Source organism: Janthinobacterium sp. JC611 (assembly GCF_018682595.1).
Classification (GTDB): Bacteria; Pseudomonadota; Gammaproteobacteria; order Burkholderiales; family Burkholderiaceae_D; genus Janthinobacterium.
In genome coordinates this window covers 181872-204113 of the sequence record NZ_JAFLJN010000020.1, presented here as the reverse complement: position 1 = coordinate 204113, position 22242 = coordinate 181872, and the positions used below count along the sequence as shown (strand labels likewise).

Here is a 22242-nt window from a genome sequence, read left to right as displayed (position 1 = left end):
AAATTATCTACACTTTCAATGTAAATAATTTCCTTAAAATAATCAAAAGAAACTTCATGATTTTTTCTTTGTGTCTGCTTTTTTCATAAAATTCGATTTTCATTGCCATGAAGATGAAATTCGTGCAAAACTTATTCGTTCATTCTGTACTTTCAACGGGAACGAGTACGTTCACGCATTTCTAACCACGTCATAGGAAAAGCAATGGATTTAATCGACCAACTCAGAGCTCTTGCCTCCCGGATTGCAGCAACCAAGGATATTATTCAGACGGAGGAGGCCACAAAAAACGCGATGATCATGCCCTTCATCCAGATACTTGGCTACAACGTATTCGATCCCACGGAAGTGACACCAGAATTAATTGCCGATGTGGGCACAAAAAAAGGAGAGAAGGTCGATTATGCAATTCTCAGTGATGGCAAGCCGATTATTCTCTTCGAATGCAAGAAAAGTGGTGGAGACCTGAGCATCAATCATGCTGGGCAGTTGTTCAGATATTTCCATGTCACCGCAGCACGATTCGGTGTGTTGACAAATGGGCTTACCTATAAATTCTTCACCGACCTTGAACAAACCAACAAGATGGACGAAAAACCCTTCTTTGAATTTAATATTCTGGACTTCAAAGAACGGGATGTGGATGAGCTCAAGAAATTTGCAAAATCTCAATTCGACGTCGATACCATATTAACGACAGCGAACGATCTAAAATATACGCGTGCCATCCAAAATCGTCTGGCGGAATGGACGCACAATCCATCCGAAGAGTTCGTAAAAATACTGTCGTCAGATTTACTCGGAGGAAAGCGCTTTACACCCGCTGTCAAAGATCAGTTTACCGTCATTACCAAGCGGGCATTTGAGCAATTGTTGGGGGAGCGCATCAATGATCGCCTCAAGGGCGCGATGACACCGGAATCATCGCCAGCACAAGAATTGACCCCCGTTATTTCTCCTGAAGGTGTCGTTGAAAACCCGATTATCACGACACCAGAAGAGATCGAAGGATTGCACATCATCCGCGCGATACTGCGGGGTGTCGTCAGTTCACGCCGCATTGTCATGCGTGATTCGCAGAGTTACTGTGCAATACTGCTAGACGACAACAATCGCAAGCCAGTTTGTCGCCTACGCTTCAACAATACTGAAAAACTTGCCGTTGGCCTGTTCAATCAAAAGCGAGAAGAAGAAAAGTTCCCAATTGCCAGCCTAGACGATCTGTACACACATGCAGAGCAACTAAAAGCTACCGTCCTGATGCATTTGCCTGCGGAAGATGCAGAGAAAACAGCGTAAGAAATAGTATTAGGTACAGTAGAGTCAAGTCCGGGAGAAGTCTCGGACTTGCAACGCATCCTGATTCAATCCGCGCAACGCCCCACCGTCGCTCCCGGCAACAGCACCGGTTGCCAGATTTCCTGCAGTTTTTCCGGCGGCGTGCCGGCCAGCAAGGATTGCAGCATTTCGACCATCTTGGCGCCGGCGCGGCGCAGGTCGGGCTGGTCGATGGTGGTGACGTTGATGCCGATCAAGGTATCTTCCACATTGCCCCAGACGATGACGGAGATTTCCTTGCCGATCGCGATGCCCGCATCCATCAGCGCGCGTACCACGCCTACGCCGGACAAATGGTTGTCGACGATGACGGCCGTGGGGCGGGGCGAGCAGGCCAGCAATTGCTGCATGGCCTGGTAGCCGCTGCGGCGATCAAAAGTATTGTCGAGCAGATAGTCCGGGTCCAGCGGCAAGCCCGCCTGCGCCATGCAGCGTATAAAGCTTTCCTTGCGCTCATAAGCAAAATGCAGCTCCAGCGGCGCGCTCAGCAGGGCGATGCGCTGGTGGCCGTGTGCCGCCAGGAAGGAAACGGCCAGGTCGATGCCCGTGTCGTTGTCGTAATCAAAATACGCATACGGCGCGTCGATGCGCGTGCGGCCATTCGCGACGAAGGGAAAACCCACCTTCGTCAAATACGCGATGCGCTCGTCAACCACCTTGGTGCGGCCCACGACCAGGCCGTCGACCTGGCGCCCGCGCACCATGGTTTCATATGACGGCTGCTCATTCTGCGGCGACACGGGGGCGATGATCAGGCTCATCTTCGACGCTTCGACGGCGTCGGACATGCCGTTCACCACGGAAAGGAAGACGCTGTCACCCAGGTCGCTGGGCAGCAGGGGATAGATCATGCCCAGCACATTGGTGCGGCCAACGGCCAGGCTGCGCGCCAGCGGATTGGGACGGTAGCCGACTTTCTTGGCGGCGGCCAGGACGATTTCACGGGTGCGGGAATTGACTTCCGGATAGCCGTTCAACGCCCTGCTGACTGTCGTTTTCGACATGCCGAGGGCAATTGCGAGGCTCTTGAGATTCATGTTAACTACCTGTCTGTATGGCAAAAGAAACCAACTCTGACCGTCCATTATAGCCCAGAGCGCCACACAGGCCGCGCATACACGTGCGCAGACATGGTAGAAAAACAACAATATATTGACTATTTAAAAAGCAACATTTTGAGTGGGCGCACTTGCCCCCTCGCCGCAGCCTGGCATAGGGGGAAGCATAAAGACCAAGGCCTGAATTGATAGCGTGTACTCACTTTGACAGCTGCTGCAGCAGCAGAGGCCTGCCCGATCGGCAACGCATGGCGCACACGATAGCATTATCAAGAAAACATAATTGACTGGCACTGTGGGAGAATTTGTCCTACTCTTGATTCAGGTAAAGGTTACCGCCTGGCATGTTCGGGCAATGATGCCTGGCGCGGCACATCGGCCCGGCTTGCTCCCTTGCCTGCACGCCTGGATATACTTTCAAAGGTGAACAATATGCTCACGCCTACGTCCGTCAACAACTTGCAAGCCTCGCTGGCCACGGCGCAGCGCAGGGTCGAACAAGGCCAGAACCAGGTGCGGCGCGACAGCGAACAGCTGGCGCAAAGCCGCCAGCTGCTGGCGCGGGAACAGGAAACCTTGAGCCAGACGCAGCGCAGCAGCCGGCAAGCGCAGGCCGATGCCCAGCCCGCCATCAAGGCGCCGCAGCTGGACCGGGCGATCAAGGTGGCCGTGCCGCAGCAACCGGCCCCCGCCGCGCCGAAAAGCACGCCCCAGCTGAACGGCTACGGCCAGACTGTGGGGCGCCTGATCGACGTGACGGCGTAAATTACCGCAGCATTTCCTCTTCCAGCATCGCCAGCCACCATTTTTCGCCCTTCTTCGGCTGCGCCAGGTCGACCGCTTCGCCCATCTGCGGCGTGGCCAGGTGCACGCCCTGCTTCGCCGCCAGTCCCGTGATGCGGTCAAACGGTTCATGCCACGCGTGCAGGCCCAGGTCAAAGGTGCCGTTATGCACGGGCATGAGCCACTTGCCGCGCAAGTCCAGATGGGCTTGCAAGGTCTGCTCCGGCTGCATGTGCACGTCCGGCCACAGCTTGTCATACGCGCCCGTTTCGATCATGGTCACGTCAAACGGGCCGTACTGGTCGCCGATCTGCTTGAAACCATCGAAATAGCCGGAGTCGCCGCTGAAAAACACGCGCACGTCCGGCGCGTCGATGACCCACGACGCCCACAGGGTTTGATTGCCGTCAAACAAGCCGCGCCCCGAGAAATGCTGCGACGGCGTGGCGACGAGTTTCACGCCGGCAATCGTGGTGCCTTGCCACCAGTCGAACTGCCGTACCTTGGCGGCCGGCACGCCCCAGGCGACCAGGGTGTCGCCCACGCCCAGCGGTGCGACGAAGTGCTCGGTCTTGGCGGCCAGTTGCAGCACGGCGGCCTGGTCGAGGTGGTCGTAATGGTCATGCGACAGGATGATGGCCTTGATCGGCGGCAAGTCGGCGATGCTGATGGGCGGCTGGTGGAAACGCTTCGGTCCGGCCCACTGCACCGGCGAGGCCCGCTCGGAAAACACGGGGTCGGTGAGGAAGAATTCATGGTTCAGTTTCAGCAGCAGGGTCGAGTGGCCGAGGCGAAACAGGCTGTTGTCTGGCGCGGCCAGCAACTGCGCCTGGGTCAAGGCTTGCACGGGCACGGCAGCGGCCGGCACCGTGCTGTCCGGCTTGTCAAAGACAAATGTCCACATCAGTTTGAGCGTTGCCGCCGTGCCCAGCTTGTGCATCTGCACGGGATTGCGGAACTTGCCTTCGTGGCGTTGTAAAGACAAGGTTGAGGAAGACGCGGGGGCCACAGGCTCGCCGCGCAAGGTGCAAGAACTCATGATGATCAAGACTCCCAAGAATAAGATACGGTGCAAGTGCATGTGCGGCCCGGTCAATAAAACGCAAGGATTAAATTACACTACACAGTGTAGTTCCTATTTCTGGCAAAGTAAACCAGGAGGTGTAAAATATTGTTTTCAAAGGAGATTTTCAGTCATGGCCGCACCGCAACGCCTCACCGACCGCAAGCGCGTCGCCATCGTCGATGCCGCCATCGCCGAGTTCCGCGAGCACGGTTTTGATGCGACCAGCATGGACAGGATCGCCGCCACGGCCGCCGTTTCCAAGCGCACCGTGTACAACCATTTCCCCAGCAAGGACGAGCTGTTCGCGGAAATCCTGCAGCGCATGTGGGAAAGCAGCATGGCCCAGCCTGCCGTACCCTATGTTGCCGACCAGCCGCTGCGCCCGCAAGTGCTGGCCCTGGTCGAGCAAAAAATGGACTTGCTGTGCGACCCGGCCTTCATCGACCTGGCGCGCGTGATCTTTGGCGAAACCATCCACTCGCCCGAACGCGCGCAAGCGATGGTGGCGCGCCTGAATGAAAAGGAAACGGGCTTGAATATCTGGATCCGCGCGGCGCAGCAAGATGGGCGCATCAAGGCGGGCGAGACCTTGGAAGTGGCGCACCTGCTGATGTCGCCACTGAAGACGTTTGCCTTCTGGCCGCAGATCACCCTCGGTGAGCCTCTGCTGAGCCCGGAACGCCGGCGCGAAGTGACGGAACTGGCCGTCGATATCTTCCTGTGCTACTACGGCGTGGCAAAACAGACGGCATAAACGGGCGGCAAGTGGGCAGAGATGGTTTGCCAATGCTCGCCTTCGTCGCCGGAATACCAGGCGCCGCCCGTCGTCGACGCCATCAATAAACTGCGCCCATCGTCGGCCAGCGCCAGCCCGTGGCGATACACGAGGTCGTAGCAATGCTGCTGCGGCAATCCATCGCGCAACACCTCAAAGGTGTTCCCGCCATCGCGCGTGCGCGTCACGGCCAGCGCGCCATCGATGGGAATGCGCAGCACGTCCGCCTGCGCGGGCACGAACCAGGCCGTGCCGCCATCGCGCGGATGCACGGCCACGGCAAAGCCGAAATGCGACAGCGGCGCCGTGCTCACTTCCTGCCAGTGCCAGCCCGCGTCCTGCGAGCGCCAGATGCCGTTATGGTGCTGGCACCACAGCGCGTCGGGCGTGCCGGCGCTGCGCACGATGCGGTGCGGGTCTTGCACGGCTTCGTTTTCATCGAGCTCGGGCGGCATGTAGTCGGCGCGCATGCCCGTCGCGCTCAAGGCCCAGCTGGCGCCGCCATCCAACGTTTGCCATACGCCGCCGCAGGACACGCCGACCAGTACCTTGGCGCTGTCGCGCGGGTCGACGCAGATGCTGTGGATGCCGGGCACGTCATAGCCGCCGCCAAACCACTGCGCCCGCTGCGGCACGTTCCACAGGGATTCCACCAGTTGCCAGCTGTCGCCACGGTCGCTTGAGCGGAACAAGCCGCCAGGCAGGGTGCCCGCCCACAGCACGCCGGGCTGGTCCGCGCCGCCGGCCGCCAGCGACCAGATCTGCCGCAGGGTCCAGTCCACGCTATCGCTGCTGTCTTCCGGTTTCGTGGGGTAGGCGGGCACGGCGACTTCCTGCCATTGCCCGCCCGCGTCGCGCCGGTGCAGCTTGGCGCCGAAATGCCCCAGGTTCAGGGCCGCGTACAGGGCGCCGTCGCGGCCATCGTGCAGCAGCATGGAGACGGGGTCGCCGGCAAATTGCACCAGCGCCAGCTGCCAGGCGCCGGCCGCATCGACATCGAACTGGAACAGCCCCTTGCGGGTGCCGAGATACGCGCGCTGCGGGACTGCTGTCATGGCGTCAACCTCCTGAAAGTGCCTGCAAGATATACACCTGGCTGTCGGGCCGCAAGGCGTCGTCCAGCACGCGCCGCTCGCGGCAGCGGGCGCCGTCGATGAAGATCACCACGTTGGCACGCAAGGCGCCCTGCTCGTCAAGCACGTAGCCGCGCAGGCGCGGCTGCCGCGCAAACACGGCATCGAGGGCGGCGCGCAGGCGTGGCTCGGCCACCTCCACCGTGGGGATGTTGAGGAAACGCGCCAGTTGCTGTGTAAAATGCAAGTACGCCATGCTGCCTTCGACGTCATCGGCCTGGAGTCATTCTAGTCCCCTTTGCGTCCAATACAATTAAAATAGAGGCAAGCACACAAGGAGGCCAGGCATGACGATTACCCCGGAAGAACTAGCGGTGCTGATGCAGGAAGTGGAAGTGGCCGATCCCATCGACTTTGCCGACCTGCCCTTCAACGAGCAGGAATTGCGGGGCCTGATCGCCAACCACCTGTGCGAGATGGCCGATGCGATGGAAAGCTTCAGCCCGGAAGACCGCAACCTGGCCCTGCTGGCCGTGGCCGCCAAGCTGGTGCTGGAAAACCTGGTCTTGCACGTGCAGTTGCTGCGCCGCCACGGCTTGCCCGTCAGCGACAGCGTGGAGGCGCTGCTGGAGCGCCTCAAGGGCGGCAAGCCATCCTGAGTCAGCCGCCCGTGCGCACGGCCCGCGCCTGGATGGTGAGGTCGCTTTCCGCCACGGCCACGCAGGGCAGAATGTAACCATCCAGCCGTTCATCGGGGCTGATGCCGGGCCACTCCACCGTGTAGCGTATCTGTCCCTCGGGCATGTGACAGAGACAGGTGCGGCAGGTGCCGTTGCGGCAGGAACTGAGCAGGCGGATGCCGGCCAGCTCGGCGGCGGCCAGCACGGTGGCGCCGGCGGCGGCCGGGAATTGCCAGCCTTGCGGGACGAGGGTGATGGTAAAGGAGCGCATGCCCCAGTGTAACAGTCAGCTTGCCAGGGTCGTCCAGCTGGCACCCGCCGCATGGCTGCGCAGCACGGCTTCGGCAAAGGCCAGGCCGGCCACGCCATCGGTGACGGTGGGCAGCCAGCGCGCCGCTTGCGGCACGGGCAAGCCCGATTGCAACGCGCGGATGCGCAAGGCCGCGTCCAGGTACAGCTGGGCGAACGCTTCCAAATAGCCTTCCGGATGGCCGGCCGGCACGCGCGTCGCGTGGCGCGCGGCGGCGCTGTCGACCCGCCCAGGACGCAAGAGCTGGCGGTTGCCGCCCTGCGGCGTACACCACAGCTCATTCGGTTGTTCCTGGTCAAAGTCCAGCTGCGCCTTGCTGCCGAACAGGCGCAATCGCACCGTGTTTTCACAGCCCGTCGCCACCTGGCTGGCCCACAGGGTACCCTTGGCTCCGTTGGCGTAGCGCAGCATCACCTGCACGTGGTCGTCCAGGGTGCGATGCGGCACAAAGGTCGACAGTTCCGCCAGCACCTGCTGCGGCGTCTGGCCGCTGACGAACTGCGCCAGGTGATACGCGTGCAAGCCCACGTCGAGCAGCACGCCGCCCGGCCCGGCCTTGTGCGGGTCGTTATGCCAGTTGCCCTCGCTCATGCCGCCGGCCGCGATCGCATCGGCCAGCCAGTCCTGCGAATACTCGACTTGCACGAGGCGCAGCTCGCCGATGTCGCCCGCCTCGACCATGGCTTTCGCGTGGCGCAGCAGCGGGTAGCCGCTGTAGGTATGCGTGAGCGCGAACAGCAGATTTTTCTGCCCGGCCAGCGCCGCCAGCGCCTGACCCTCCGCCAGAGATATTCCCAGCGGCTTGTCGCAGATCACGTGGATGCCCGCCTCCAGGAACGCCGTGGCGACGGGCGCATGCAAGTGGTTCGGCGTGACGATGGCCACGGCCTCGACGCCGTCCGCGCGCGCGGCCTCCGCCTGCGCCATGGCGTGGTAATCGCTGTAGCAGCGCTCCGGAGAAAGATGCAGCGCGGCGCCGCTGTCGCGCGCGCGCTGCGGGTCGGACGACAGGGCGCCCGCCACCAGTGCGTACTGGTCATCGATGCGCGCCGCGATGCGGTGCACGGCGCCGATGAACGCGCCCTGCCCGCCCCCTACCATGCCCAAGCGTATCCGTCGCTGCATGTCGTCCCCCTATTTCAAGCCCAGCAAGTGATGAATTTGATCCTGGTCCACCGCGCTGTCCGCGAAATCGTCGAACGCGTGCTGCGCCACGTGGATGATGTGCTCGCGGATGAAGCGCGCCCCTTCGGCCGCGCCATCCTCCGGATGTTTCAGACAACATTCCCATTCCAGCACGGCCCAGCCGGGGAAGTCGTACTGCGCCATCTTCGAGAAAATCGCCTTGAAGTCGATCTGCCCGTCGCCCAGCGAGCGGAAGCGCCCGGCCCGCTCCTGCCAGTCGCCATAACCGCCATACACGCCCTGGCGCCCGTTGGGCCGGAATTCCGCATCCTTGACGTGGAAGGCCTTGATGCGCGCATGATAGATGTCGATGAAGGCAAGATAGTCGAGCTGCTGCAGCACGAAGTGGCTGGGGTCGTACAGGATAGCCGCGCGCGGGTGGTCGTCGACGGCGGCCAGGAAGCGCTCGAAGGTCACGCCGTCGTGCAAGTCCTCGCCCGGATGCAACTCATAGCACAGGTCCACGCCGGCCGCGTCGAAGGCGTCAAGGATGGGCAGCCAGCGCTGCGCCAGTTCCGCGAACGCCGTTTCCACCAGGCCGGCGGGGCGCTGCGGCCACGGGTACAGATACGGCCAGGCCAGCGCGCCGGAAAACGTCACGTGGGCAGTGAGCCCCAGGCGCTGCGAGGCGGTGGCCGCCCACAGCAATTGCTGCGTGGCCCAGGCCGTGCGGGCGGCGGAATCGCCGCGCACATGCTCGGGCGCGAAGCCGTCGAACAAGGCGTCGTAGGCGGGATGCACGGCGATCAGCTGGCCCTGCAAATGCGTCGACAGTTCCGTCACCTGCAAGCCGTGGCGCGCCAGCAGGGCTTGCACGTCGTCGCAATACTGCTGGCTGGCAGCCGCCTGCTCCAGGTCGAACAATCGCGGCGCCGTCGGCAGCTGCAAGCCCTTGTAGCCCAGGCCGGCCGCCCATTGCGCCAGGTGCTCGAGCGAGTCGAACGGCGGCTCGTCGCCGAGAAACTGGGCCAGGAAAATGGCCGGGCCCTGGATGGTTTTCATGGGTATCCTTTAGCCCCCGGAAATCTGGCCCCGGGGGAGGTTCAGTTTAAAAAGGCGAGTTCGGAAAGTAGAATTGCTTCGCGTTCTCGCGCGTGATCAGCACCGAGGGGATGATCGTATTGGCCGGCAATTTATCACCTTTCAGGCGCGCTTCCGTCGTCAGCTTGATGGCGTCATACATGAACTTGGGCGAGTACGACACGTCGGCCACGATCAGCGGGTCGGAACCGTCCATGATCTTCTTCACGGCGCCCTTCGCGCCCGCGCCGCCGAACACTTGCTTGATGTCCGTGCGCTTGGCTTGCGCGATGGCCTTTTGCACGCCGATGGCCATGTCGTCATCGGCGGCCCAGACGGCGTCGATGTGCTTGAAGCGCGTCAAATAATCCTGCATGACCTTGAAGGCATCGTCGCGGTTCCAGTTGCCATACTTGGCGTCGAGCACCTTGATCTCGGGATGGCCCTTCATCACGGCACTGAATGCATCGTAGCGCTCGTTGTCCAGGGTCGTCGGCATGCCGCGCAGCACGACGATATTGCCCTTGCCATTTAAACTTTTCGCCAGATATTCGGCCGGCAGCTTGCCGAAGGCCGTGTTGTCGCCCGCGATGTAGGCATCCTGCGACTGCGTATTCGTCAAGCCGCGGTCCACCACCGTCACGTACACGCCCTTGTTTTTCACTTGCGCCACGGGCTGCGTCAAGGACGCCGACTCGATGGGGAAGATCACCAGGGTGTTGATCTTGTTCACCGTCAACATGTCCTGCAACTGGTTCGCCTGCTCGGGCGCCGTGGCGGCCGTCTTGACGATGATTTTCACGCCTGGATGGGCCTTCTCCAGCTCCGCCTTGGCCTGGTTGGCCCACCACACGATGCCCGAGGTGAAACTGTGCGTGGCCGTGGGAATCGCCACGCCGACCACCAATTTCTCTGCCGCCTGTGCCTGCCCCATCGGCAGCGCCCACGCCTGCATCACCAGCACTGCCATCCCTGCTACCCCTGCTACCCGTCTAAAGCTCTTCATGCTGCTCTCCTCCAAGGTTGAGGGCGCCCGGTGGCCGCCCTTTCAGAACGCCGCTCTTGTTTTATTTGCGGCCTCGCTGCAGGAAGGCGACGGCGATGATCACCACACCTTGCACTGCGGCATTCAGGTAGACACTGATGATGCTGGTCAAATTCAGGATATTGCTGATCACGGACAGCAGGATGGCGCCGATGACGGTGCCGACGATGCGCCCCTCCCCGCCCTTGAGGGCCGTGCCGCCAACGACGACGGCGGCGATCGCTTCGAGTTCCCACAGCAAGCCCGTGGTCGGCGTGGCCGAGCCCAGGCGCGGCACGTACAGCACCGTGGCGATGCCCACGCACACGCCCAGCAGCATGTAGGTGGCAATTTTCACCTTGTCGACGTTGATGGCCGCATAGCGCGCCACTTGCTCGTTGGAACCAATTGCCTGCACGTGGCGGCCGAACGTGGTGCGGTTCAATATGATGGCGCCGGCCGCCGCGACGAACAAAAAGATCCAGATCGGGATCGGCGCGCCCAGCACGCTCGTGTAGTACACGGGGCTGTAAAGCTCGGACAGGGTGGCGTCCAGGGTCAGGGCGCCGCCATCGGCCAGGTAAGTGAGCACGGCGCGGAAGATGCCCAAGGTGCCGAGGGTCACGATGAACGGTTCGATATTGCCCTTGCTGATGAGCAAGCCATGCATCAGGCCGAATCCGGCGCCCAGGATCAAGGCCATGGCGATGCCCAGCACCAGCATGGTGAGCGGCGCCAGGTCGCCGCCCGCCCCTTGCGCCAGCGCATTCATGAAATAGATCATGCAGCCGGCGATCAGGGCCGCCATCGAGCCGACCGACAGATCGATGCCGCCCGAGATGATGACGAAGGTCATGCCGACGGCGATGATGCCGATGAAGGCCGTGCGCGTGAGCACGTTCATCAAGTTGTCCACGGTGGCGAAGTCGCCGTTGAGCAGGGTGCCCGCGATGCACAAAGATAACAGGCCCAGCACGGGGCCGAAACCCTTGATGCGCGCGCCGAATCGGGCAACGGCGGTGGCAAGCGGGGATACGGTGGTGTCAGTGCGTGCCGGTTGCATGGGCAATCAACTCCTCTTCGGTCAGGTGGTCAGCAGACAGGGTGGCTTGCAAGGTGCCGGCGCGCATCACGGCGACCCGGTGGCACAGGCCGATCAATTCGATCAGTTCGGACGAGATCACGATCACGGCGCGCCCTTCGGCGGCCAGGCGGTGGATCAAGAAGTAAATGTCGCGCTTGGCGCCCACGTCCACGCCACGGCTCGGCTCGTCGAGCACGACGACGCGCGGATCTGAATGCAGGTATTTCGCCAGCGCCAGCTTTTGCTGGTTGCCACCCGACAGCATGCGCGCGCGGCTGTCCAGGTCGCCCGTACGGATATTGAAGTCCAGCACGGCCCTGGCCAGCGCCGCTTTCTCGCCTGCCACATCGAGCCACGGCCGCGCATAGCGCTCCATCGTCATCATGGTGAGGTTTTCGCGCAAGCCCAGGTTCACATGCAAGCCCTTGCCCTTGCGGTCTTCGCTCAGATACGTCATGCCGTGCTGCATGGCTTGCCTGGGCGTGCGGATATCCACGGGCTGGCCGTTGAGCTCGATCTTGCCCGCGCTGCGCGGACGCAAGCCCAGCAGTGCCTCGAACGATTCCGTGCGCCCCGCGCCCACCAGGCCGGCAAAGCCCAGCACTTCGCCGGCGCGCACCTCGAAGGACAAGTCCTGCGACCAGCCGGGCACGCACAAGCCGTCCACCTTCAGCAGCACGGGAGCATCCTCGGCCAGCGCCGCTTTCGCCGGGAACATGTCGGACAGTTCGCGCCCCACCATCAGGTTCGCCATCTGCTGGCGCGTGAGGCTGGCCGTCGGCTCGCGCGTGACGAAGCGGCCGTCGCGCATGACGATGACCTCGTCCGTGTTGCGCTCCACTTCGTCGAGCTTGTGCGAGATATACAAAATCGTCACGCCATCGCTTTTGAGCTGGGCCATGACGGCGAACAGGCGCTGGGTTTCCGACGACGTCAGCGTGGCGGTCGGCTCATCCATGATGAGGAAGCGGGCGCGGCGCGACAGGGCCTTGGCGATTTCCACAAGTTGTTTTTCGGCCACGATCAGGTCGCGGATTGTGGTATCGGGCGACACGTCCAACCCCACCTGTTTCAGGTAGCGCGACGCTTCCTCGCGCATGGCGGCTTCATCCAGCAGCCAGCCGCGCGTCTGCTCGTGGCCGAGGAACATGTTTTGCGCCACCGTCAGGTGCTCGGCCAGGTTGAATTCCTGGTGGATCAGCACGATGCCGGCGCTCTCGGCCGCGCGCGAGCTGGCGAAACGCCGGGGCTGGCCATCGATCAGCAGCTGGCCTTCGCTCACGCTCTCGTAGCCGGCGAGGATTTTCATCAGGGTGGACTTGCCGGCGCCATTTTCGCCCAGCAAGCCATACACGCGCCCGGGCGACAGGGTAAAACTGACGCCATGCAAGACGCGCACGGGGCCGAAATCCTTGCACACCCCCTCGAAACCGACGGCAACGCTCACTATGCACTCCCTCGCAGAATTAATCGGTGTTGCAGCAGCACCCCAGGCACGTTCACAGCCGGGTCCGCCAAGCGCTGCAGCAGCAAACGGGCCGCCGTCTCGCCCAGTTCGCGCATCGGTTGCGCGATGGTGCTGAGACCGGGGTCGATCTGCGCGGCGATGGCGATATCGTCGAAGCCGATGACGGCCACGTCCTCGGGCACGCGTTTCTTCAGTTGGCGCAGCGCGCTCAGCACGCCGATGGCCAGGGTGTCGGACACGGCGAAGATGGCCGTCGGCGCATCGGGCTGCGCCATCATGCGCAGGGTGGCGGCCGTGCCCGCTTCATAGTCGAGGCTTTGCACCGTGTGCACCCACTGCGGCTGCACGGGCAGGCCGGCGGCGGCCAGGGTGTCCAGATAACCTTGCTGGCGTTGCCGCGCATACAGATAACGTTCGTCGGAGTTGATCAGGCCGATGCGCGTATGGCCGCGCGACAATAAATGCGCGACGGCGTCGGAGGCGGCCCGGTGATTGTCGATGCCGACATAGGGCACGGCCACGCCGGGGTCGAATTCGCAGCACGCCACCCACGGCAGGCTGACGGACTCATGCGACAGCGCATGCTGCACCGTGTCCGGGTCGAGGCAGATGGCGCCGTCGGCGCGGTGCATGCGCAGCAAGTCGAAATAGGAGCGCTCGCGGCCCGCGTCGGCGCCCGTATCGCACAGCAGCACGAAATAGCCATGTTCGCGCGCCACCGTATCGATGCCGCGCACGATCTGCGCATAGAAGGGGTTGCCCACGTCGGGCACCATGGTCAAGAGCATGCGGCTCTCGGCCGTGCGCAGGCTGCGCGCCAGGTGGTTCATGCGGTAGCCGAGCGCCGCCACGGAAGCGAGCACCTTGTCGCGCGTGGGCGCCCGCACCCCCGCCTGCTCATTCATCACGCGCGAGACGGTGGCCACCGACACCCCCGCATGCGCGGCAACGGCGCTGATGGAGACGGTTTCTGTCGGCAAGGAAGAGGGAACGGCTGGCGGCATGGTGCTTTTGAATAAAATGTAATCGATTACATTTATAAGCCAGCCGCGCGAGCGATGCAAACATTATCGATGCTGCGATGCGCAAAAAAAAATGGCCCGCAGATGCCGCCGCAGTACAGCGTTGCGGGGCAGGGCGGGCGTGTGTTGCGTAGCAAAATGATATTTCAGGAAAAGACTGGCGCCAGCCACAGCGCGCCGGTGGCCCGGCAACGGCCCGGCAGCCTGGATCCGTGGCGAGGTGCCAGGATCCGCTGGGCCATGCAGCTCTCACCAGTCCTTGTCGCCCGCCTCTGCGGCGGCATTTTTGGCTGCCGCGCCAGGCGCGCTGCGCTTGGCTTCGGTTTTCACCGCCGCCGCCGCAGGCTCGGCCTTGACGACGGACTTTTCTACCGGCGCCGCTTCCCGCACCTGCAACGCGCCAGCAGCGATACCGTCGAGCTTGATCTTGACGTTTTCCAGCACCCCATACGACAAGTTCGGCGTCACGCGCTCGATGCGCACCTCGCAACATAGTTTTTCCATATTGCCCAGCGACTGGCCGGTCTGCGGATCCTTGATTTCCTTGCCTTGCTGATACACACGATAGCGGCCATTTTCCGCCACGGCGTTGCCCCCCTGGCTCAACACGACGTTATCGCCATCGCGTTCGACGATGGAAATGGGGAAGGTGCGCAGCAGGATAGCCTCGGTGGCCTGTTTAACGATCTCTGCCTGCATATTCTTCAGCGTCTGGCTCTCGTTGAAGTTACTGCCCAGGGTCGTGGCGGCAATGGCTGGCGGCTCGCCACGCAGGGTGGTCGATTGCAGGATTTGCCGCGTGGCCAGATTGATCATGCGTTGCGAGACCGACCAGGCACCGGCGTACGACACCAGTTCGCGGTCCGAGGTCTGCAACTTGCGCGCATGACGCTGGTAAGCGAATTCATTGACCACGCCGACCCATACCAGATCCGCGCTCAGCGCCTGTCCCAGCTTGGCAAGGTCGCTACTCGGGGCGTTACCTGAGGTAATCATATTCAATTCATCCTGCAACTCGCCCTCAAACTGGCGATCCAGCACACTGAAGCGGCCTGTCTGCGAGAGGACGTCAATGATCTGCTGGCGTATCGGCGCCAGCACTTCCTGCGCCGGCACCGCGCGCCCGCCAATGTTGAAGCTGGCTTGCTCGCTACGCAGCGGCGCCACGACGATCTTGATCTTGCCGCTGTCGGCGGGTGCCTTGAACTTGGCAATGCGCGCCTCGATCTCGACCTTGTAAAGTCCACCCTTTGAAAACGGCGATGACACATCGACCACCTTGAACGAAGACACCACGCCCTTCGATTGACTGATGATCTGTTCGGCAAAAGCCTGGCCCTGCATGGTCGCCTTCATGCTGGCGCTCCCCGAGCCGGCCGTCGAATCGACATCGAGCGTTGCCGTTACTTGTTCAAACATGGACGCATTGCTCGACGTGGCTTGCACGGCGGTGCCATTGACTTGCATGATGGCCAGCTTGAGTGCGTCGTTGAGCGCGGCACCGGGCGAAATGCCGCTGCCGCTTGCCGTCGTGGTGACTTGTTCAACCTGGCCAACGTCGGGTGTCTGCGTCAGCTTGGGCGCGCTCGACGCCACAGGCGCCTGCGCCGCTTTTTCGCCGCAAGCAGCCAGGCCCAGCGCAATACTCAGCAGCATGGCCGGCATGCCGGATTTCATTGTGATCTTCATAGGCAATTCCATTGTTGCAAAAAAAAAGGGCGAACCAGTCGCCCTGCTGTCCTACCTGCCAAGCTTTTGAATTACAGCAATGCCGTAGCGTCGTTGGCTTCTTTCGGCAGCGGAATGTTATTGTTCTTGGCAAAGTCAATCGCCACTTTCAAGGTGCTGCCGACGGCCTTGATCGACGATGGCAAGTTCTGTGCGATGAACAGGGCCGAATTGGCCGATGCACCCAGCGAGCTGACCGATGGCTTGAAGCTGCCCACGTCCTTGCTCATGCCGACGTACTGAATCACGCCTTTCGACAGATCGACCAGGCCTTCCGTAAAGCGCTGCTTGCTGGCATCGTCCATGGCCACTTTCTTGCCCTTCATTTGCTCTTCCAACAGTTTGCTGTTGTCGCTCTGCATCTTGCTCGCGCCCTGCAGGCTATCCTTGGTGGCGCCTTCGGTCAGGTTCTGCGCTTCCAGTGCGGCCTTGTCCGACTGTTCCTTCAGACCAAACGCGGCCAGCATGGTGGCATCGGCCTTCATGACGCTTTGCGTGCCGCCGACATATTTTTTGACGATTTGCTCGGCTGTAACACCCTTGCCGCCGCCCAATGCGCCAGACAGGCCACCAAATTGCGCCGATGCCAGGCCCGAAACTGCCAACAGGGTCGCGCCCAACAGTGCGGAAATACGGATATGCTTCATAATTTGCCTTTTTTATAATAAGAATGGGAATCAGTCGAAGGGTGGGAGGATGCGGGCGTTCGACCTGCCGCCCGCCCCGGTATCTCAATACACGCCGGCAGCACTCATGCGGCTGATGATTTCCTTGGCCGCCAGCGCGGAAGCGTCCTTCAATGCCTTGGTCTGCGCCGTCGCGTTGTCCCCGCCGAGGCCAAAATACTGCACCGGCGGCACGGCCGCCACTTCACGCGGCAACGCGCCACGCAAATCGAGCACGCGGCCGGTGACCGATACGACGACACGCTGCAAACCGGTCGCTTCATCGGTCGCGGCAGGATTGACGTCAAAGGTAGCCAATGCCAGCAGCGGTACATTCGCCTTGCGCAAGGCGGCAACGATGGAGCGCATGGTCGCTGGCGCCAGATCATTGCCTTTGGAGAAATCTTTATTCACGGATGGAATATCCTTGTCTCCGAGTACGTACTCAGGATCGGCGACCAGATACCCCGCCTGAGAAAACACGCTCGTCACGGCCGTCTTCTGGTTCGCCAGCGAAAACACGCGGTAGTCGGTTTCATCGGCCTTGCGCACGGTGCTGCCACCCATTTCGACCTTGACGGTTTGCTTGAGTGCAACATTTTCGTTGCGGCGCACCGTGGCGCTCGTGGCAATGGCGCCGCCGCTCAGCGATTCGCCTTCGCGGCCATTCACGCTGCCCGTCGTTTTCGCGCTGCCGTCGAAAGTCAGCTCGGCACGCTTGACGACACGCTCGTCGAATGCCTTGACGCTGGCCACTTCGCGGCCAACGAACACATACACCATCTGCGATTTCTCCCCGTTCGATACCCGACCGGTGGCACTGGCGCCTTTCAGGGTATTTCTGAGTTTCGCCACATTCAATTCGGCACGCACCGCCACCGAATATTTACGCAGGCTGGCCTGATCCTGCTCGTTCAGGACCACGGTACTGAGCAGGAATTTATCCAGATTGGCTTCAATTTTTCCCTGGATCGCTTCAAAGTTTTCCGATTCCGCTTCGCCGCTTTCGGCGAAATAGCGTTCGATCGCCGCCATTTGCGCCTTCTGATAAGCCATTTCCTTATCGGCATCCGTCAACATGGCCGCATATTTCACGGTCGCCGTGCCTTTTACCTGGATCACTTGGGAAAATCCCGGGCCAGCCAAAAGCAGGCCTAGGCAAAACAATATCAATTTTTTCATCTATTTACTCGCCTTTAATATCACCCGAGTTGCCTCAAGTTGTTTCCCAATATCCTTGGCACTTGCCGCGGTCTGTATCCATTTCATATCTCCGCCTTCAAATGCGGCAGTCAGTTTTAAAAACAGACCTCGCAATGCATCTTGATAGGCGGCAAAATCGTCAGCACCTATGCGGCCGGCAGGAACAATCGCCATTTCACCATTTTTCAAGTCGGTATTCAGGAAATCCGAATTGAGCAACGGTTCCGAAAACTGTACATGCGCATAAGCGCCATATACATACGATACGGCGACTGCGGTTTCCGCCGTTTTAATCTTGGCAAACTTGCTCAGGGAAATATCAAAAACATAATCACCCTCGCCGATACTCAAATCGACATCGTCACCATTCTCCAACCGCAGCGACATGCGTCCCAAGGCATCGCCAGCCTTGGTCGGCAGCAAGGGCACACCGGCCTTGGCGGACAGCACCGAGGCAAAGGCGTCGACGACCATGCTTTCCATAAGCTGCGGCTGGCTACGCAGCGCGTCGGGCATGGCCGCCAGCGCTTCGGGCGCCACCTTGGCACGCCGGATCTGGATCGTGCGTTGGCCCGGCGTCGGCAAGGTCGCGTGCGACAGGCGCTCCAAATATTGCGTCACCAGGCCCTTGCCTTCTTCCTTCAACAATAACTGTTCGATGAATCCGCTAATACGCGCCGCATCGGGCACGTCCGGCGTGGCGTCAAACAAGGCTGCATTCACGGGATAGCTGCGCACCACGGTCTTGCTCTTGTAATCGAATATCAGGGCATCGCCACGCAAATTGACGAATGTCTTGTAATAATTGCCGAAATTTTCCGTCAATACCGTTTCGCCGGTGAGTACCAACACCGTGATCAATGCCTGATCGCTGTTCCTCAGATTCACGAGGGAGGCAGGTGGTAACAGGCTGAGGTCCGGATTGACTACCTTGCCACTGCGGTCGTGAATGATGCGCGACAGGGTCTGGCCCGAATTATCGGCACGCAGTCGCGTATATAATTGATGGGTGTACGGGAAACGAACGCTGGCTGTGGCGGAATCACCGGAAAATGAAAATCCGGCTACCGCCATCTCGGCGGCACAGGCTGGGATCGTGAACAGGGAAAGAATCAGTTGGAATGACAGAACTGCGAATATCTTGGATTTTGACCACACGGACCAGCCTCTATTACCTCATGGAAATATTATAAATTGTAACTTATTTTTAATCAGGCAACCATGTCTTTTGCGGATTTATCAGGTTTGTTGATAAATCCCCACGTTCCGTGATTTCGCCGAAAATATATCGGCGAATCGCGGATCATTTTTTAGCAGACGGCATGGATACCTATCGCCGCCGCCCAGCTTTAATTCTGCATCATCGCGCAAAACGTCTCGGGATTGCCGTCAAGAATGACGCCGCTGGGCCAGCGGTGGCTGCGCTGCCGGGCGCGCAGCAGGGACGCGGCCAGGGCCGAGTCGCCATCGACGGCGTAGACGAAGACGGGCATGCTCAGGCTGGCCGCGTCCATCAGCAGAGTCGGATTGGCGTCCAGGCTGCGCGCATCGACGTGCACGCCGGCGGGCATGCCGATCTGTTGCCGCACGCGCTGCAGCCACGGCTTGTCCAGCTTGGGCGGGCGGGCATTTTTCGCGATATAGCGGCTGACCCGGTTGGCCCCTGCCGCCTGCGCGTTGCGCGCGTCAAACACGAGCAAACCCAGGTAGCCCTGCGGATCGGCGCGGCGCGCGCAAGCGAGGTTGTTCGGCACGCCCGAGGTCAAAAACCAGTTGCCGTGCTTGATGTTCGCGCGCAATTGCCCCACCAGGGTGGCGATCGGCGCGCACGACGAAACGACATCCTTGATCTCCGCGTTCAGGGTCTTGGCCGGGAACGCCGTCGCCAGGTCGGCGACGTCGGAAACAAACGGCGGCGTTTCCGGCGTGGCCACGCCGCGGTTCTTCATGCTGGCGGCGCGCCAGTCGTCGGCCGTCAATTGTTTCACGGTGCGGGGCGAGCCCGTGTCGACGACCCTGCCCGTCAGCAGGTCGTGGTGCACCACCCAGCTGCCGTCGCCCAGCAACTGCAAATCCGTCTCGACGCCGTCCCAGGTGCCGAAATATGTGTTGCGCAGCGCGCTCAGCGAGTTTTCCGGCGCATTGCCGGCGCCGCGGTGGGCATGCACCTGCATGCCCAGGCAATCGGCCTGCACCGCCGTGCTGGCCATGCTGAGCAGCAAGGCCAGCGCGGCCGCCTTATTTTTGTTGCGGGTGATAGCCATAATGAATTCCCTGCAAAACGTGGATGCGGATCGCTTCGTTGACGGGGTAGCTGTAGCCTTGCCCCACCGCCACGACGTGCGTGATATTGGCCAGCAAGCCCTTGCCGGCGATTTGCCAGCGCGTGCTGTCGTCGGCCGCCTGGCGGTTCCAGTCCAGCATCTGGCGGAACAGCTCGCTCTTCGTGACATTGTTGTCCGACAGGGTAAACATACCCCAGGTACCCAGGAAGGCGCCGGCCAGCACGCCCGTGGCGATCCACGCGGAACGGCGGCTCAGCTGGCCATCGGCGCCCGCCTGCTCGCCCCGGCGCGCCGCCAGCACCAGCAAGCCCACCGTGGCGATCAGGTACAGCAGCTTCGAGAAGTGGCCGATGGCGCCCAAGAGCGAAAAGAACAGCGCCACGGGTGGCACGATGGCCGCGCGCGCCGCTTCCTTGCCCTCTGCATAGTACTTGCCGCCCACCTCGAAGTCGTTGCGGCTGGCGCGGTATTCCACCAGCTTTTCCGCCGTCTGGCGCGCGGCGAACTGGTCGAACAAGCGGCTGAAATCGGCCGGGCTCGCATACGCCTCCTGCACCACGGCGCCCTTGGGCAAACGCAAGCCCTTGCTCGCTTCGCTGCCGTCGCCACCGTCCGGTCCGTCGCGCAGGACGGCCTGGATGCCGGGACGCGCCACGAAGGCGGGGAAGGACAAGCCAGGCGGAATGCGCTCGCCCTTGATGTGCAAGCCCTTGCTGGCCGCTTCCGACGCATAGCGGCGCTTGACGGCGGCGCGGAAGCTCAATTGATCGGCCGGATGCCAGTTGGCCGCCACGGGCACTTTCTTGCGCACATTGCTGACCACGGCCGCCTTGCGCCGCGCCGGCACGGAATGTGGCTGCCAGCCATGGCGCGACAGGCTTTGCCGGTAATCGTTCCAGGCCGATTCCTGCTGCTGGCGCAAGCCCGCGTCATCGTCGGGAATGATACCCGAATACAATTTCCACTTACCGTGCACCTCTTGCATCGCCTGCTGGTACTTCTCATAGTAACCGGCGGCGCCGCCGGCGATCTTGCGCACGTTGAAATTGATCAACTGTTCCTTGGCCGGCTCCATGCGCTCGTCGAGGTGGCCCACCGAGACGGCCAGGAAGGGGAACAGCGCGAGAAAGGCCTTGCCTTCGGGCTTGGCGAACAGGGTGGGATCGTCGACCAGGCCCTGCAATTGCAGGCTGCCGCCCACCAGCGAGCGCTGCATCAGGGTGGTGTTGAAGGCCAGGCGGCGAAATTGCGCATCGCGCGTTTCGACCAGCACCGTGACCGTGGTCTTCAAAATGCCGAACACGACCGCCGCCGTGGCGACGCAGCAGAAGATGATTTTTTTCCAGCCGGGGCCGCTGCCATTGTTCTTCAGGCGGCGGCGCCACATCAGTTGCAGCACCACCAGCGCGGCGGCGATGCCCGACAGGCTGCGGCCATAGAATTCCACGCCTTCCACGTCGTGCGGCTTGACGTCGCCGCCCACCACGTCGAGCAGGCGGGCATTGAAGCCCAGTTCGAAGCACAGGTATATGATCGTCAGGACGATCAGGATCAAGGTCTGCCGGATTTGCAGACTGCGCAAACTCGCGGCCATCTTATTTCCTCAAATCGATGACGACGGGCTTGATCTCTTCGGCCTGGAAGATCATCGGCGCGGCCGGGGCCGCCGCTGCGGCACGCGGCGCGGGCAGGCTGACGGCGGCGGGCGCCTTGGCCTGGCTCTCCTGGCGGCGCGGCTTGGCGCTGGCGCGGCTGCCCGCTTTCGGCGCGGCGGCAGGCGCCGGGGCGGCGGCCGGCGGCGCGGGAATCACGCGTCCGCTGCCGTCACCAGCCGGCAAAGTCGTCATGACGGGGGCCGTGCCGCGCAAGCTGTCGTCGGCGAACGGCTGGGCGCGCGTATCGACGCCGGGCGGCACGGCCACGCTGGCGTTGAGCAGGCGGTTGTCCGTGTAGATCATGCGCGACAGACGGTTGTAGTTGGGGAAATCGATATTCAGCGATTTCGCGTCCGCCGCCAATTCCACGCGGGGACGGTCCTTGCAATTGCCGACCGTCCACTGCAGCACGTCCGTGCCCTGGAAGGCCAGCACTGCATAGCGGTAGGCGCAGCCGCGCTCCTGGGTTTCCACGATCACCACGGTGCGCTCGCCCACGTTTTCCACGCGCGCCACGCGGGCCGTGATGGCGTTGGCCAGCGGCACGACGCGGAAGGCCTGCGACAGCTTGATCGAGTACTTGCCCTGCGGGTCCTTGCGCAAGGTGCCTTCCGTGCCGTCGCGCAGGCGGAAGGTGGACAGCGGCGTGCCGAACAGCTCGGCCGTATCGAGGCCCATCAACACGCCGCCACGGCCATTCGGCGTCATGGCGCAACCCGTCAACAGGACGCCGGCGGCCACGCCAGCCATCAGCTTGCGCCAGTGCGCGGATGCAAAATTCTTATACATTGTCATGCTGGATAACTTTCTCTTATTTCTG

22 protein-coding genes are annotated in these 22242 nt (G+C 61.8%); 4 read left to right on the top strand and 18 right to left on the bottom strand.

The features are described 5' to 3' along the window. Positions 1–204 precede the first annotated feature (204 nt). Positions 205–1299 carry a type I restriction endonuclease gene (locus J0O65_RS13520; RefSeq protein WP_215407464.1) on the top strand — a complete coding sequence of 365 codons (1095 nt, stop codon included), beginning with the start codon at positions 205–207 and terminating at the stop codon, positions 1297–1299. 65 nt (positions 1300–1364) lie between these two features. Here J0O65_RS13520 and J0O65_RS13515 read toward each other — a convergent pair whose 3' ends face one another. Next, a complete protein-coding gene (locus J0O65_RS13515; protein WP_215407462.1) occupies positions 1365–2375 on the bottom strand; it encodes a substrate-binding domain-containing protein in 1011 nt (336 codons plus the stop codon). Positions 2376–2828: 453 nt separating this feature from the next. On the opposite strand from J0O65_RS13515, the gene J0O65_RS13510 reads away from it, so the two are divergent. Beyond that, positions 2829–3161, top strand: a complete 333-nt coding sequence (locus J0O65_RS13510; protein ID WP_215407460.1) for a hypothetical protein — start codon at positions 2829–2831, stop codon at positions 3159–3161. Position 3162: 1 nt separating this feature from the next. Here the strand turns inward: J0O65_RS13510 and J0O65_RS13505 are convergent, their stop codons facing one another. Continuing rightward, a complete protein-coding gene (locus J0O65_RS13505; protein ID WP_502793561.1) occupies positions 3163–4275 on the bottom strand; it encodes an MBL fold metallo-hydrolase in 1113 nt (370 codons plus the stop codon). Between the two features lie 100 nt (positions 4276–4375). Here J0O65_RS13505 and J0O65_RS13500 point away from each other — a divergent pair, with 100 nt between their 5' ends. After that, complete coding sequence (locus J0O65_RS13500; RefSeq protein ID WP_215407456.1) at positions 4376–4999, top strand: TetR/AcrR family transcriptional regulator; 624 nt, start codon at positions 4376–4378, stop codon at positions 4997–4999. On the opposite strand, the gene J0O65_RS13495 is transcribed toward J0O65_RS13500, so the two are convergent. Next, a complete protein-coding gene (locus J0O65_RS13495; RefSeq protein WP_215407454.1) occupies positions 4972–6075 on the bottom strand; it encodes a WD40/YVTN/BNR-like repeat-containing protein in 1104 nt (367 codons plus the stop codon). The genes J0O65_RS13500 and J0O65_RS13495 overlap by 28 nt on opposite strands. A gap of 4 nt (positions 6076–6079) precedes the next feature. Further along, positions 6080–6349 (bottom strand): MoaD/ThiS family protein, encoded by a 270-nt coding sequence (locus J0O65_RS13490; RefSeq protein WP_215407452.1) that lies wholly within the window; start codon positions 6347–6349, stop codon positions 6080–6082. A 91-nt stretch (positions 6350–6440) separates the two neighbouring features. Here J0O65_RS13490 and J0O65_RS13485 point away from each other — a divergent pair, with 91 nt between their 5' ends. Continuing rightward, positions 6441–6752: a hypothetical protein gene (locus tag J0O65_RS13485; protein ID WP_215407450.1), complete on the top strand. Its 312-nt coding sequence runs from the start codon at positions 6441–6443 to the stop codon at positions 6750–6752. A gap of 1 nt (position 6753) precedes the next feature. Here the strand turns inward: J0O65_RS13485 and J0O65_RS13480 are convergent, their stop codons facing one another. From J0O65_RS13480 to J0O65_RS13415, 14 genes are all read right to left on the bottom strand, one after another. Continuing rightward, entirely contained in the window at positions 6754–7044 is a 291-nt protein-coding gene (locus tag J0O65_RS13480) for a 2Fe-2S iron-sulfur cluster-binding protein (protein WP_215407448.1), read from the bottom strand. 15 nt (positions 7045–7059) lie between these two features. Continuing rightward, positions 7060–8208, bottom strand: coding sequence for a Gfo/Idh/MocA family protein (locus J0O65_RS13475; protein WP_251373740.1), 1149 nt, complete (start codon positions 8206–8208; stop codon positions 7060–7062). A 9-nt stretch (positions 8209–8217) separates the two neighbouring features. Further along, complete coding sequence (locus J0O65_RS13470; protein ID WP_215407446.1) at positions 8218–9270, bottom strand: sugar phosphate isomerase/epimerase family protein; 1053 nt, start codon at positions 9268–9270, stop codon at positions 8218–8220. Between the two features lie 46 nt (positions 9271–9316). Further along, the gene (locus J0O65_RS13465; protein ID WP_141172894.1) at positions 9317–10258 is read right to left on the bottom strand and encodes a substrate-binding domain-containing protein; all 942 of its coding nucleotides are present in this window, start codon (positions 10256–10258) and stop codon (positions 9317–9319) included. A gap of 97 nt (positions 10259–10355) precedes the next feature. Then, a complete protein-coding gene (locus tag J0O65_RS13460; RefSeq protein ID WP_215407444.1) occupies positions 10356–11375 on the bottom strand; it encodes an ABC transporter permease in 1020 nt (339 codons plus the stop codon). Continuing rightward, positions 11356–12843 (bottom strand): sugar ABC transporter ATP-binding protein, encoded by a 1488-nt coding sequence (locus J0O65_RS13455; RefSeq protein WP_215407442.1) that lies wholly within the window; start codon positions 12841–12843, stop codon positions 11356–11358. The genes J0O65_RS13460 and J0O65_RS13455 overlap by 20 nt, the downstream gene beginning before the upstream one ends. Next, entirely contained in the window at positions 12843–13868 is a 1026-nt protein-coding gene (locus tag J0O65_RS13450) for a LacI family DNA-binding transcriptional regulator (protein ID WP_215407440.1), read from the bottom strand. The genes J0O65_RS13455 and J0O65_RS13450 overlap by 1 nt, the downstream gene beginning before the upstream one ends. Positions 13869–14135: 267 nt before the next feature. Beyond that, entirely contained in the window at positions 14136–15575 is a 1440-nt protein-coding gene (locus J0O65_RS13445; protein WP_215407438.1) for a CsgG/HfaB family protein, read from the bottom strand. Positions 15576–15646: 71 nt separating this feature from the next. Then, complete coding sequence (locus tag J0O65_RS13440; RefSeq protein ID WP_215407436.1) at positions 15647–16261, bottom strand: hypothetical protein; 615 nt, start codon at positions 16259–16261, stop codon at positions 15647–15649. 84 nt (positions 16262–16345) lie between these two features. After that, a complete protein-coding gene (locus J0O65_RS13435; protein WP_215407434.1) occupies positions 16346–17401 on the bottom strand; it encodes a hypothetical protein in 1056 nt (351 codons plus the stop codon). Between the two features lie 60 nt (positions 17402–17461). Further along, positions 17462–18640, bottom strand: a complete 1179-nt coding sequence (locus tag J0O65_RS13430) for a hypothetical protein (RefSeq protein WP_215407432.1) — start codon at positions 18638–18640, stop codon at positions 17462–17464. Positions 18641–18831: 191 nt separating this feature from the next. Next, a complete protein-coding gene (locus J0O65_RS13425; protein ID WP_215407430.1) occupies positions 18832–19746 on the bottom strand; it encodes a glycerophosphodiester phosphodiesterase in 915 nt (304 codons plus the stop codon). Continuing rightward, a complete protein-coding gene (locus J0O65_RS13420) occupies positions 19721–21361 on the bottom strand; it encodes a hypothetical protein (RefSeq protein ID WP_251373739.1) in 1641 nt (546 codons plus the stop codon). The genes J0O65_RS13425 and J0O65_RS13420 overlap by 26 nt, the downstream gene beginning before the upstream one ends. A 1-nt stretch (position 21362) precedes the next feature. Next, positions 21363–22211: a hypothetical protein gene (locus J0O65_RS13415; RefSeq protein ID WP_215407428.1), complete on the bottom strand. Its 849-nt coding sequence runs from the start codon at positions 22209–22211 to the stop codon at positions 21363–21365. Positions 22212–22242: the final 31 nt, after the last annotated feature.